General features: G+C 69.5%; 10 protein-coding genes. 4 read left to right on the top strand and 6 right to left on the bottom strand.

The annotated features are described in order from the left end of the window. Nucleotides 1-159: 159 nt before the first annotated feature. The gene (locus ACLQ28_RS20450) at nt 160-1602 is read right to left on the bottom strand and encodes an MFS transporter (protein ID WP_425687876.1); all 1443 of its coding nucleotides are present in this window, start codon (nt 1600-1602) and stop codon (nt 160-162) included. 85 nt (nt 1603-1687) lie between these two features. Continuing rightward, nucleotides 1688-1924 carry a hypothetical protein gene (locus tag ACLQ28_RS20455; RefSeq protein ID WP_030491902.1) on the bottom strand — a complete coding sequence of 79 codons (237 nt, stop codon included), beginning with the start codon at nt 1922-1924 and terminating at the stop codon, nt 1688-1690. A gap of 145 nt (nt 1925-2069) precedes the next feature. On the opposite strand from ACLQ28_RS20455, the gene ACLQ28_RS20460 reads away from it, so the two are divergent. Both ACLQ28_RS20460 and ACLQ28_RS20465 read left to right on the top strand, forming a co-directional pair. Continuing rightward, on the top strand, nt 2070-3227 hold the full coding sequence (locus tag ACLQ28_RS20460) for a geranylgeranyl reductase family protein (protein ID WP_425687877.1): 1158 nt from the start codon (nt 2070-2072) through the stop codon (nt 3225-3227). 82 nt (nt 3228-3309) lie between these two features. Then, nucleotides 3310-3483, top strand: a complete 174-nt coding sequence (locus ACLQ28_RS20465; RefSeq protein ID WP_425687878.1) for a hypothetical protein — start codon at nt 3310-3312, stop codon at nt 3481-3483. A 54-nt stretch (nt 3484-3537) separates the two neighbouring features. On the opposite strand, the gene ACLQ28_RS20470 is transcribed toward ACLQ28_RS20465, so the two are convergent. Then, nucleotides 3538-5328, bottom strand: coding sequence for a bifunctional metallophosphatase/5'-nucleotidase (locus ACLQ28_RS20470; protein WP_425687879.1), 1791 nt, complete (start codon nt 5326-5328; stop codon nt 3538-3540). 180 nt (nt 5329-5508) lie between these two features. Between ACLQ28_RS20470 and ACLQ28_RS20475 the strand changes: the two genes are divergently transcribed. After that, nucleotides 5509-6414 carry an SDR family oxidoreductase gene (locus ACLQ28_RS20475; protein WP_425687880.1) on the top strand — a complete coding sequence of 302 codons (906 nt, stop codon included), beginning with the start codon at nt 5509-5511 and terminating at the stop codon, nt 6412-6414. Between the two features lie 212 nt (nt 6415-6626). Here ACLQ28_RS20475 and ACLQ28_RS20480 read toward each other — a convergent pair whose 3' ends face one another. From ACLQ28_RS20480 to ACLQ28_RS20490, 3 genes are read right to left on the bottom strand one after another with little or no spacing between them, the layout of a single operon-like run. After that, nucleotides 6627-7286, bottom strand: a complete 660-nt coding sequence (locus tag ACLQ28_RS20480) for a nucleotidyl transferase AbiEii/AbiGii toxin family protein (RefSeq protein WP_425687881.1) — start codon at nt 7284-7286, stop codon at nt 6627-6629. Further along, nucleotides 7283-7624 carry a hypothetical protein gene (locus ACLQ28_RS20485; RefSeq protein WP_425687882.1) on the bottom strand — a complete coding sequence of 114 codons (342 nt, stop codon included), beginning with the start codon at nt 7622-7624 and terminating at the stop codon, nt 7283-7285. The genes ACLQ28_RS20480 and ACLQ28_RS20485 overlap by 4 nt, the downstream gene beginning before the upstream one ends. 35 nt (nt 7625-7659) lie before the next feature. Further along, nucleotides 7660-8424, bottom strand: coding sequence for an alpha/beta fold hydrolase (locus tag ACLQ28_RS20490; RefSeq protein ID WP_425687883.1), 765 nt, complete (start codon nt 8422-8424; stop codon nt 7660-7662). Nucleotides 8425-9308: 884 nt separating this feature from the next. Between ACLQ28_RS20490 and ACLQ28_RS20495 the strand changes: the two genes are divergently transcribed. Next, complete coding sequence (locus ACLQ28_RS20495) at nt 9309-9893, top strand: hypothetical protein (RefSeq protein ID WP_425687884.1); 585 nt, start codon at nt 9309-9311, stop codon at nt 9891-9893. Nucleotides 9894-10497: the final 604 nt, after the last annotated feature.

Raw genomic sequence — 10497 nt, forward strand, 5'->3', positions numbered from 1 at the left:
GCCTACCCCGACGCCTACGCCCAGTGGGAACAGCAGGCCGCCGACCTCGTCGGCCAGTACTGGAACAGCTGACCACCGCACCACCGCACAACCCGAACGGCAAGAACGACCGCTGGCCGGCACCCCAAACCCGGGGTGCCGGCCAGCGGCGTACCCCTGTCAGTTCTTGTTCTGGTTGTGGGTGCGGACGATGTCGATCAGCGCGGCGATCAGCGCGAGCGTGATGATGCCGGCGGCCAGCATGAGGGACTTTTCGAAGGCCATGCTCCAGTTGCCGCGGCTGTTGGCCACCGACGAGAAGAACAGCGAGCCGACGGCGGCGATGCCAGCGGCGGCCCCGATCCGCTGCCCGGTCTGGAGCATGCCCGCGGCACTGCCTGCCTGCGGTAGCGGCACCTCGGCGAGGGTGAGCGTCTGGTTGGGGGCGATCACCAGCCCGCTGCCGATGCCGGCGATGAGCAGTGGGCCGGCGGTGACCCAGGGCGCTGGGGCGTCCGGCGCGAGGTGTAGCGCGACCACAGTTGCGGCCAGCCCGACCACCACGGCGAGCAGACCGCTGGCGACGAGTGGTCGGCCGAAGCGGTTGACGATGCGGCCACCCAGCACCGCGGCCGCCGCCGAACCGAGGGCGAACGGGGTGATGGCCAGGCCGGCTACGAGCGCGCTGTAGCCGAGACCCATCTGCAGGAACAGGGTGAAGATGAAGAAGATCGCCGTGAATCCGCCGAAGTAGACGAGCGCGATGAGCGACCCCAGGGTGTACGACTGGAAGCTGAACAACCGAAGGTCGAACAGGGGTTGGTGGTGGCGTGCGTACCGCCGTTCCCAGAGCCCGAAGGCGATCAGCACCGCCAGGCCGGCCGGGATGAGCGCCCATTTCCACGGGGTGTGCCACTGCTGTTCCTGCACCAGCGGCAGCAGGAGCAGGAATACGCCCACGCCGAGCAGCAGGATGCCGACCGGGTCGAGTCGGTGCCAACCGCGTTGACCGGCGGGGCGGCCGGGCAGCAGGCGCCAGCCGAGGATCACCGCGAGGATGCCGACCGGCACGTTGACGAAGAAGACCCACCGCCACCCGTGTTCCTCGCCGCCGATGGCGATGAGCAGCCCGCCGAGCAGCGGCCCGACGGCGGTGGAGATTCCGATGGTGGCGCCGAGCAGGCCGAACGGGCGGGCCCGTTCCGGTCCTCGGAAGAGTTGTTGGATCAGCCCGATGACCTGCGGGTTGACGATACCGGCGGCGGCGCCCTGGAGTAGCCGGGCGATGACCAGCCACGCCGGTGAGGTGGCGAGGCCGGCGAGTGCGCTGGTCAGGGTGAACAGGGCGATACCGAAGACGAACGCGTTGCGCCGACCACGGGCGTCGCCGAAGCGGCCGGCGGGCACCAGTGCCAGGCCGAAGGTGAGCGCGTACCCGGAGAGGATCCACTGCAGGTCACTCGACGAGGCGTGCAACGCCCGGTCGATGGACGGCACAGCGACGTTGACGATGCTCACGTCGAGCAGCGTCATGAACGCGGCGACCAACCCGACGCCGACTGCCTGCCAGCGTCGCCGGTTCTCGGCCGCGTCCACGGGCTGCGGCGTTTGTGCCGCACTCATCCTGCCCCCCGTTGACCGTCGATCACGAATTGCTGACTGCTACCCCGGTCACCGGGGGGCGAATCCTCTCGGGTGGTTCCGCGGGTCACGCCATCTGGCGGGCGCAGAACCGGGGGCCGAAGTCGAGGCCCGCCATCGGCGAATCCTCGCGGTGCAGCAGGCCTTTTTCGGTGAGCAGGTGCAGGGGGCTGCCCACCTGCTCCTCGGTCAGCCCGGACTCCTCGGCGATCAGGTCCGGGTACGGCACCTGCCCGCGTGCCTCAAGGGTGGTGACCGCCTGGTACACCCGTTGCTCAGCCTCCGACAGTTGCACCTGCTGCATAGTTTCCTCCTTCGTTCGTCCGCCATCGCGGCGGCGGTTGCCCCGGCCGGTTACCCCCTCGGTGACCGAAGATGCCCACCCGATCGGGCGGTCGGTGTGGTGTGCTGGCCGGCCTTCTCGGCAGGTGGTGCCCTAGGCTGCTTTCGTGATCATTTGGGATCTCGTCGTCGTCGGTGCCGGCCCCGCCGGGCTTTCCGCTGCATACGCTGCTGCCCGCGCGGGTGTCTCCACCCTGGTTGTCGAACGCGCCGCGCACCCGCGGTACAAGACCTGCGGCGGTGGCCTGATCGGCACCTCCCTGGCCGCCGTTCAGGATCGGATCGAGGTGCCGGCGCACGACCGGGTGGACCGTGTCACGTTCACCCGTGACGGCCGCCGGGAGTTCACCCGCCGCAATGACAGTCCAGTGGTGACCATGGTGCGCCGCGAGGAGTTCGACGACCGGCTGCGGGCGGCGGCGGTCGCCGCCGGCGCGCAGATGCGTGAGCGGGTCGCGGTCCGCGCGATCGAGCAGGACCCTGAGGGGGTACGCCTGCGGCTGGCCGACGGTACGACGATCGCGGCTCGCGCGGTGATCGGGGCGGACGGTTCGTCGGGGGTGACCGCCCGGCATGTGGGGGTCCGCTACCGGCAGGTGGACCTGGGTCTGGAGCTGGAGATTCCGGTGCCGCCCGCGGAGCAGGAGCGCTGGCGGGGGCGGCTGCTGCTGGACTGGGGTGCGATGCCGGGCTCGTACGCCTGGGTCTTTCCCAAAAACGACACATTGACTGTCGGTGTGATCGCCGGTCGGGGCGCGGGGGAGGGGACCCGGGACTACCTGCGGCAGTTCGTCGACCGGTTGGGGCTGACCGGGTTGCCGGCGGAGCACGACTCCGGTCACCTGACCCGTTGCCGCGAGGAGGATTCGCCGTTGCGCAACGGCCGGGTGCTGGTCGTGGGGGATGCGGCGGGGCTGCTGGAGCCGTGGAGCCGGGAGGGCATCAGCTTTGCGTTGCGCTCTGGTGAGCTGGCCGGTGCGGCGGTGGCTGGCGGAGATCTGGCCGGGTACGAGCGGGCGGTCGCCGAGCGCCTGGTGCCGGAGATGCGGGCGGGGTTCCGGCTGCTCGACGTGTTCACCCGCCGCCCGGACGTGTTCCACGCCCTGTTGGCGACTCCGCCGGGCTGGCGGATGTTCGTCCAGTTCTGTCAGGGGCGGTCGAGCTTCGACGAGATGCTGCGCCGCCGACCCATCCGGGCTGCCCTCGCGGTGCTCGATCGGCTACCCAACCCGCGCCGGCCCACAGCTATTCACCCAGGATCCTAGGATGCCGTACGCGGTGTGACGTCGCGCTGGTGCTGAACGCCCCGGCCGCTGGACAATGGCAGGGGAGTAGCAGGGGGTGCTGATGACCGAGCAGCCGTTCACCGACGACGAGTACGCGTTCCTGCGCCAGATCCGGTTCGGCGAGTTACCGCCCGCCGTGCGCCCGGAGGACCGCGTCGCCCTGACGGAGACCGACCCCGGACGTGACCGGCCGGAGGAATCCGAGGACCCGGTCCGCTGGAACGTGCAGGGCTGAGAACGCGCGACGGGCCGCAGGTGTCACCACCCACGGCCCGTCGGTGATGTGCGATCAGAAGACCGGCACGCCTTCGCGTACCAGCCGCCAGTTGGGCTGGAAGAAGTCGTCCGGGTTGATCGTCCCCTTGGCCTGCGCCCAGTCGATGAGCAGCTGACGGATCTCCTGCTGCGCGTTGTAGACCTGCGTCTTCACGATGCCGGGGAAGTTGCCGCCGCCGCTGCGCCGGTAGTTGTTCACCGCCACCACGAACTGCGCGTTGTCGGCCACCGGCGTGTCGGTGCCGGTCAGCACCAGCCGGGTGATCCGCTGGCCGACCGGCTTCGAGATGTCGATGTCGTAGTCCACACCGGAGAAGACGTCGTAGTTGTAGTCCGGCACCGCCGGGTCGCTGATCTGCTCCGGGTCGACCGGGGCGCCCGGCGCGAGGGTGCGGAAGAACTTCGCCGAGTACTCCAGGTACGCGCGCACCTCCGCGCCGCTGAGCACGACCGCCTCGAGGGTGTTGTCGTACACGTACAGGCCGGCCACGTCGCGGATCTTGACGTCACCGGCCGGGAAGACCGCAGTGCGGCTGAACGGTGCCGCGATCGACAGCACCGGCAGGTCCGCGTACGTGGTGCCGGCCAGTGCCGCGCCGACGACCTCGGTCTGCACGTGGTTGATGAAGTCCAGGATCGGGGTGTCCTTGTACCGCGACTCCGCCGCCGACAACTCCACAGTGGACGTGGCGACGACCTGGTTGACGTACGCCACGGTCTTCTGGTGCTGGGCCCGCACGGCGGCGAGCACCTTCGGGTCCTCGACCACCGTGTTGGTGTTCAGCATGGTCGCGGCCTTCTTGGTGATCGTCCAACGGCCACGCGCACGGGTGAGGGTGAAGTCCATCCGGGTGAGCCGCTGACCCCACTTCGACGGCTCGGAGAGCAGCACCTGCGCGCCAGTCCGCTCGTTGGTGACGAACCGCTCGACCACCTCGTTGTGCGCGTGCCCAAAGAGGATCGCGTCGATCCCCGGCACCTGCTGGGCGATCAGCGCCACCGGGTTCTCGTTCGGCAGCTCCGGGCCGTAACTGGAGGTGCCGCTGTCACCGCCGTGCGCGGAGATCAGGACGAGGTCCGCGCCGCGGGCCCGCATGATCGGCACCCACTTCGCGGCGGTCGCCACCATGTCGTCGAAGCGCAGCTTGCCCTCGACGTTGCCCTTGTCCCAGATGGCCACACCGGGGTTGGTCAGCCCCAGGATGCCGACCCGCAGCGTCGGCGCGGCGAAACCGAGAGAGACCTTCTTGATGACGTACGGCAGGAAGGCCGGCTTGCCGGTCTTCGCGTTGACCGCGTTCGCAGCGAGGGCCGGAAAGCCGAGCTGGCGGATCCACAGGTCCAGCAACGGCAGACCGTAGTTGAACTCGTGGTTGCCCAGCGTCACCGCGTCGTAGTCGATGACGTTCATCGCCCGGGCCATCGGGTGCTTCTCCCCGGTGGCGGTGATCGGCTCCTGCTTGGCGTAGTACGTGGCCAGCGGCGTGCCCTGGATGGTGTCGCCGGCATCGAGCACCAGCGTCGCCTTGCCGTGCCGCTCCCGACGGATCTGGTTGATCAGGGTCGCCAACTTCGCGACGCCGATGTCGTTCTGCTTGCTGTCGTCGTACTCGACGTCCCGGTAGTAGTCCCAGTTGTAGACGTTGCCGTGGGTGTCCGACGTGCCGAGGAGGGTGAGGTCCCAGGTGCGTGAACGGGCCGGGCCGGACGCCTGCGCGGGCGCGGCGGCGATCAGTGGGGCGGTCGCCGCCGCCGCTGCGGCGACGAGCACCTGACGGCGCGACGGGCCGGGGGGAGAGGTCATGACGTGCCTTTCCATGGGGGTGGACGCGCCTTGTGGGCGCCTCGCGCACCATAACCAGCGGTCAGCGCTCCCGCCACGCCAGCCCTGATCGTTACAGCGGTTTTCGCAGGCTGCCGCAGGGTAGGGCGGTGAGGGACGAGATTTCGCGGGAGAAACCCCGCTTCCGCACGGCGCGAGGAGATGTCGGTGAGTGACCAGCACACCCCGCAGGACCCAACCAACCAGTACGGACAGCAGTCTGGCCAGCCCGCTCAGCAGCAGTCAGCGCCCGGCTCGACCGGGAAGATGACTCCGAAGCCCGACCACGGCGAGAAGTCGTACCGGGGCAGCGGCAAACTCGACGGCAAGCGGGCGCTGATCACCGGTGGTGACTCGGGGATCGGGAGGGCTGTGGCGATCGCCTTCGCCCGCGAGGGCGCGGACGTGCTCATCTCGTATCTGAGCGAGGAGGAGGACGCCGACGCCCAGGAGACCGTGCGGCTGGTCGAGGACGCCGGCCGGCGGTGCGTCGCCGTACGCGGTGACGTCACCGACGAGGCGCACTGCCAGGAGTTGGTCGATCGGGCGGTGCGTGACCTGGGTGGCATCGACATCCTGGTCAACAACGCGGCCTACCAGATGTCGCAGGACAAGGGGATCCTCGGCATCAGCACCGAGCAGTTCGACCGGGTGCTCAAGACCAACCTGTACGCGATGTTCTGGCTCTGCAAGGCCGCCATCCCGCACCTGGCCGAGGGGTCGGCGATTATCAACACGGCGTCGATCCAGGCGTTCGACCCGTCACCGCAGCTGTTGGACTACGCGACCACCAAGGCGGGGATCGCCAACTTCACCAAGGCACTCGCCGCCGACCTGGCCGAGCAGGGCATCCGCGTCAACGCGGTCGCACCGGGCCCGGTCTGGACGCCGCTGATCCCGTCCACCATGCCGGAGGAGAAGGTGAAGCAGTTCGGCACCGACACCCCGGAGGGCCGTCCCGGCCAACCGGCAGAGCTGGCTCCCGCGTACGTCTTCTTCGCCTCGCAGGAGTCCAGCTATGTCACCGGCGAGATCCTGGGGGTCACGGGCGGTCGACCGACCAAGTGAACCGCCGCTGGCGGGCGTTCTTCGGGTCGCCCCGCCCAGCGGCGTGGCTCGTCCCGGGTTCGCGGCTGGTTCGCGGGTATGCGGCTGGTTCGGGCGGCGCGGCGTCGGGGCGGCTGGGCTTGTTCGGGGCGGCTCGTTGCGGGTTCGTTGGTCGCTGGTCGCTGGTCGTTGGTCGCCGAGTTGCGGTCTGCGGTCGCCGGTCTGGTGTCGGCTCAGCGCGGCCAGGCGGCGAAACGGTGCCGGATCTGGGCGACGTCGGCGGTGCCCAGGCCGTAACGGCCGAAGCGTTGGTCGGACAGCCGGTCCAGGTAGCGGCCGGCGGCCCGCACGTCCGCCGGATCCAGCACGGGGTCGACCTGCCGTGCCAGCACCAGCAGTTCGGTCACGTCGTAATGCTCAAGCGCCGCCGCCACGTCGATGAAGTCACGGACCTCCCGCCGGTTGACCAACGCCGCGATCTTGTTGGCCACCAGGTCACGGACGTCCATCACCGGGCCCAAGTCCATCACCACCGGACTCTGCTGGCGGTCCAGCCGGGCGAGGCTGAGCCGGATCTGCCGTCCGTCACGGCTCACCACGAAGTCCTTCATGTCCTGGTCGTACCCGTCGAACAGCTCGTGCAGCTCACTGTCCGGGTCGGCATCGGTGACGACGAACCCGGCCCGCTCCAAGGCCACCCGCACCCCAGCGGACGCCGCCGCGGCGGCGCCTTCCACGTCTGCGAACAGGTCGACGTCCTCCGTTGGGCGGGCGACCAGCCCGTGCGCCGCCCAGGCCACCCCGCCACCCAACACGAACCGGTACGGCCCGGCGGCGGTCAGCGCCACCCGGGCCACCTCCCGGTAGAACTCGTGCAGATGAGGGCCGATCACGCCGCGCGCAGGCTGCGGTGCCGGCTCTCCCACGCCTGGCGTACGCCCCGAGGCAGATTGAGCAGTCGCCACACCCGGCGCAGCGTTCGCCCATTGATGAGGGAGCGCAGGTCGTCGGCACGGGTGGTTTCGCGGAGCACGTTCTCGTACATCCAGAGCAGTTGGTCGGGGTCGCCGAGGTCGAACGTGCGCTCGGCGTTCCACATTAACCGCAGCGGCAGTTCCACCACGCCCCGGGTGGGGCCGGCCAGCTCAGCGAGGGTCCTCGCCACCACGGCAGGGCGACCCGGACGTGCCAGGAAGGTGACGCCGGTCGAGGTGGGAGAGACTGCCTGCATGGTGCCAGGGTAACGCCCACCGGAGCCGGTGTCGCTCAGGACGACGATCCCAGAAAGGCGCGGACAGTGGCGGCGAACTGCACTGGAGCGTCGTGATGCACCACGTGACCGGCTGGCAGCTCGACAAGATGGGCCTGGCCGGTGTGACGGGCGATCATCTCGCGAGCGTGGTCAGCTGTCAGTCCGTCGCTGCGCGTTCCGCGGATCAGGAGGGTGGGGCTGCTGACGGATACCCAGTCCTGCCAGTGGTCACCGTCGAGTGCTTGCTGCGATGCCACCGTGTCATCGATCTCGAATGAGTAGCCCCAGCCATCCTCCGTCTGCCGGAAGGAACCCTCCAGGTAGGGGGCCATCGCGCCCAGGGCCGAGGCCAGCGCCTCGCGGGATGGCGCGTGGCGGGGAAGTTTGGTGGTGGTTACCCAGTCGACCTCCACAACCGCGCCGATGTCCTCGACGATCAGCGCGGTGACCTGGCCCGCATGCCGGGCGGCGTACTGGTAGGCGTTGACCCCGCCGAGTGAATGGCCCAGCACCGCCACGGGGCCGACTCCCAGATGCTGATGAAAGGCGGCGACGTCGGCAACATAGTCGTCCCGCTCGTAGCTCTCGGCGCGGTCTGACTCTCCATGCCCACGCTGATCGAGTGCGATCACCCGCCACTGCGGTGCCAACGCCTCAGCCAACGGCGCCCAGGCCAACGCTTCGTTGTAGTGCCCGTGCAGAGCCAGGAGTGGGGTACCCGGACCGCCAAAGTCCAGGTACGAAAGCCGCCGACCCTCAACCGCGAAGAACCCACGCATGACCCAGGATGCTAGATCATCTCTGCCGACCGTGCGTCAGAGTTTTGTCCCGGTCTCATGCGGTTTAAAGCGCACCGTGCGCAGTGTCGAGGTCGACGCGCTCTCCTGCCGTCAGCACGACAAGGCCCGGCGCGACGGGGTCTTTGCGTGGTTAATCGGGTTTGGCCTCGCCTGCCGGAAGGTGGGCCGCAATGGTTTCCGCCCCACCGTGATCGACCTGGCCGGTGATCGCCGCCGTGCAGGGGCAACGCGATCGTCACGATGACGTTGGCGCGTGACAGCGCCCCGGACGCCGCATGTCGGCGATGTCCCGTGCGGGTGATCTGGCACCAGCCCGGACGGGCTCCCGGGTGATTTGCCCGGTATAGGGAGTGCCAGGCCTGTGACCGGTCGCACCCGTGGCTCGGAATCATGGCCGGGTCGGGGTCGTTGCATACCCTGACGATCGCAGGACCACGGCCCGGCACCCCGCGACCCGGGGTTGGAATGCGGGCCCTCGCCCGGTCGTTGCAGTCCCCGCGAACGACCACCCGGCTACCGCCTCCACGAGGGTGCCAGCGGATGGGCCAGCCCGGAATGACCCCGGTCCCCGGGTCGTTACACACAGACCCGGCGGCACGAGCCCTGCGCCCGTTGCCGCCACCGGGGAATGGCCCCGGCCCCCGGGTCGTTACATCTGGCCTGGCCGCCCGTAGCCGCCGCCCGGAATGACTCCGGCCCCCGGGTCGTTACACCTGGACCCGGCGCCACGAGCCCTCCGCTCGCAGGCCGCCGATCCCCGCAGACTTTCCCCTTTGTGTATGTGCAGCGCCGGACGAGGTGCTCACACCCTGAACCGGCCCCCGTCGGTGCGGGTGTTTCCTACCCCCGAAGGAGCTACCCCCATGAACACGATCATGCGTAAGAGTGTGCTGTCCGTTGCTGGTCTCGCGTTCGCCGGTGGTGTGTTCGCCGGTCCGATCGCCGCTCACGCCAACCCGGTCGACGCCAAGCCGGTCGCGGTCGCCGTGCAGGCCGACAAGCCCGACACGGCCAAGCTGATCCCGCACGGCACCCAGGGCGACCAGTCCCACATCACCCTCGACGACGAGCAGACCGCCAATGCCAAGGCGATCATCGCCGCCACGAAGAAGGCCGGTCTGCCCGAGCGGGCCGCGGTGATCTCGATCGCGACGAGCCTGCAGGAGTCGAAGCTGGAGAACCTGGGTCACCTCGGTGACATGAACGACCACGACTCGCTGGGCCTGTTCCAGCAGCGCCCGTCCAGTGGTTGGGGTACTCCGGAGCAGATCACCAACCCTGAGTACTCGACCACCGCGTTCCTGAAGGGTCTGAAGCAGGTCGACGGGTGGCAGGACATGCCGCTGACCCAGGCCGCGCAGACCGTGCAGGTCTCGGCTTACCCGGACGCGTACGCCCAGTGGGAGCAGCAGGCCGCTGACCTGGTTGGCCAGTACTGGAACAGCTGACCACCGCACAACCCGAACGGCAAGAACGACCGCTGGCCGGCACCCCCAACCCGGGGTGCCGGCCAGCGGCATACCCGCGCCGCCCCGCATCCGTACCGCCCGCACCCGCCCCGCACTCGCGCCCCCGGGCCCGGCGCTCCATGCCCGGCGTCCGCAGCAACCACCGGTTGAGTCCGCCCCCGGACGGAAACTGTCCAAGATCTCAGCCGCCGAGCCGCCGAGCCGCCGAGCCGTCGAGCCGCCGAGCCGGATGGTGTGGCCAGACGAGCCGGGCATTGGGCGACAGCGCAAGCGGGGCGAACCGAGCGGCCAGGCCGGTCGTGCCGGTCGTGCCGGTCGAGCCGGTCGAGCCGGTCGAGGTGGGTCGGGCCGGTCGGGCCGGTCGGGAACATCGTGGGGGTCGGGCTGGTTGTGGACAGTGTCGGTGTGACTCAGTGTCCCCGGGCCTCACCTAGTATCGCCTTCGCGGAATACCGTTCGGCTGGAGCCGCGTCGCGCCACTCGCCGAGAGGCGACCTGCACACCGACACCAGCGCCGCCCCCGACCAACCGGCCGGGGGCGGCGCTGTTTGATTTCCCCACTCGCGTACGTGCCCCAGTTGAC

Source organism: Micromonospora sp. DT201 (assembly GCF_049841575.1).
In the GTDB taxonomy this organism is placed as follows: domain Bacteria; phylum Actinomycetota; class Actinomycetes; order Mycobacteriales; family Micromonosporaceae; genus Micromonospora.